Raw genomic sequence first — 872 nt, 5'->3', positions numbered from 1 at the left:
AAACCGCACGTCAACGTTGGCACCATTGGTCACGTTGACCATGGCAAGACCACTCTGACTGCTGCTCTGACCCGCGTGTGCTCCGAAGTATTCGGTTCCGCCAAGGTTGACTTCGACAAGATCGACAGCGCCCCGGAAGAGAAAGCTCGCGGTATCACCATCAACACTGCCCACGTAGAGTACGACTCCGAGATTCGTCACTACGCGCACGTTGACTGCCCGGGTCACGCTGACTATGTGAAGAACATGATCACCGGTGCTGCCCAGATGGACGGTGCGATCCTGGTTTGCTCGGCTGCCGACGGCCCCATGCCGCAGACTCGTGAGCACATCCTGCTGTCCCGTCAGGTAGGCGTTCCGTACATTGTCGTGTTCCTGAACAAGGCCGACATGGTGGATGACGCTGAGCTGCTGGAGCTGGTCGAGATGGAAGTTCGCGACCTGCTGTCCACCTATGATTTCCCGGGTGATGACACTCCGATCGTGATCGGTTCCGCGCTGATGGCTCTGAACGGTCAGGACGACAACGAAATGGGTACCACTGCCGTGAAGAAGCTGGTCGAGACTCTCGACAGCTACATTCCGGAGCCGGTGCGTGCCATTGATAAGCCGTTCCTGATGCCGATCGAAGACGTGTTCTCGATCTCCGGTCGTGGCACCGTGGTAACCGGTCGTGTTGAGCGTGGCATCGTCAAGATCCAGGAAGAGATCGAAGTGGTTGGCCTGCGTCCGACCCTGAAGACCACCTGTACTGGTGTTGAAATGTTCCGCAAGCTGCTCGACGAAGGTCGTGCGGGTGAGAACTGTGGCGTACTGCTGCGCGGTACCAAGCGTGATGAAGTTGAGCGTGGTCAGGTTCTGGCCAAGCAGTG

At 58.0% G+C, this 872-nt stretch carries 1 protein-coding gene; it reads left to right on the top strand.

Annotated elements, in window-relative coordinates:
- Nucleotides 1-872 (top strand): elongation factor Tu (tuf, locus tag CFY91_RS15580; RefSeq protein WP_106408261.1); only part of this gene is annotated, 872 nt, incomplete at both ends.

It is taken from the genome of Pseudomonas fluvialis, assembly GCF_002234375.1.
GTDB lineage: Bacteria > Pseudomonadota > Gammaproteobacteria > Pseudomonadales > Pseudomonadaceae > Aquipseudomonas > Aquipseudomonas fluvialis.
This window is presented reverse-complemented; position numbering and strand designations above follow the sequence as displayed.